At 71.4% G+C, this 1,086-nt stretch carries 1 protein-coding gene; it reads right to left on the bottom strand.

All coding sequences use genetic code 11. The annotated features are described in order from the left end of the window. The coding region (locus I0Q12_RS18755; RefSeq protein WP_307846344.1) for a phosphopantetheine-binding protein at positions 1 to 1,049 on the bottom strand (1,049 nt) is incomplete at its 3' end. Positions 1,050 to 1,086: the final 37 nt, after the last annotated feature.

The raw sequence follows: 1,086 nt of genomic DNA, 5'->3' as shown, positions 1-1,086 counted from the left end.
GCGGCCTCGACCAGACCGTGCGCCCAGCGGCGCATCGACGTACCGACCGCCTCGAGTTGCGGGTCCTGTCCCGCCGCGATCTGCGACCACGCGGTCGCGAGATCCGGGACGAGGATCCGCCACGACACGCCGTCGACTGCCGAATGATGAATCATGACCAGCAGCCTGCCCGGGATTTCGGTGTCGTCGGGGTCGAACCACACCGCCTGCACCACGATTCCCGAGGCCGGGTCGAGTCGGTCCGCGGCGGCGTCCGCCTCGGCGGCCGCGGTCGCGTGGAATCCGGCGGTGCCCGGCGCCGAGTCGACGACGACCCGGTGGAGCACGTCGCGTGCGCGAATCGCGCCGACCGGCAATGCTTCCCAATTCCAGCGGTTCGGCGCTGCGGGGTCGCGCTGCAGTCGGCTGCGCAGCATGTCGTGCCGATCGAGCACGGCCTGGAGCGTGCCCGCGAGGGTCTCCTCGTCGACGGTGGTGGGGAGCGCCAGGACGACGACCTGGGAGAACCGGTGGAATCCCGCGTCGCCTCGTCCGCTCTGCCAGTGCATGATCGGGGTGAGCGGCAGGTCGCCGACACCACCACCGGGCAGCTCCTCGAGCACCACCGCACCCGCACCACCGGACGCGGCCACCTGCGCCAGCGCCGCCACCGTCCGGCACTCGAACACATCCCGCGGCGAGAACACCAACCCCCGCGCCTTCGCCCGCGCCACCAACTGGATCGACATGATGCTGTCCCCACCGAGCGCGAAGAACGAATCCTGCGCCCCCACCGTCTCGACCCCCAGCACCTCGGCGAACAACTCCGCCAGCACCGCCTCCGTCTCCGAGGCCGGCGCACGGAACTCCGCCGCACCCGAACGGAAATCCGGCTCCGGCAACGCCGCCCGATCCACCTTCCCGTTCGCCGTCACCGGCACCGCATCGATCACCGACACCGTCGCCGGCACCATGTGCGGCGCCAACCGCGCCCCCACCTGTGCCAGCACCGCGACCGGATCCAGCTCGGCGCCGGGTTCCGGCACCACATATCCGACGAGCCGATCCACCGCACCACGATGGACACTCGCCACCGCCTGCTCGACT

Source organism: Rhodococcus sp. CX (assembly GCF_015865005.1).
GTDB lineage: Bacteria > Actinomycetota > Actinomycetes > Mycobacteriales > Mycobacteriaceae > Rhodococcus.
The sequence above is the reverse complement of the archived record's forward strand: the minus strand, read 5'-3'. Positions and strand labels throughout refer to the sequence as shown.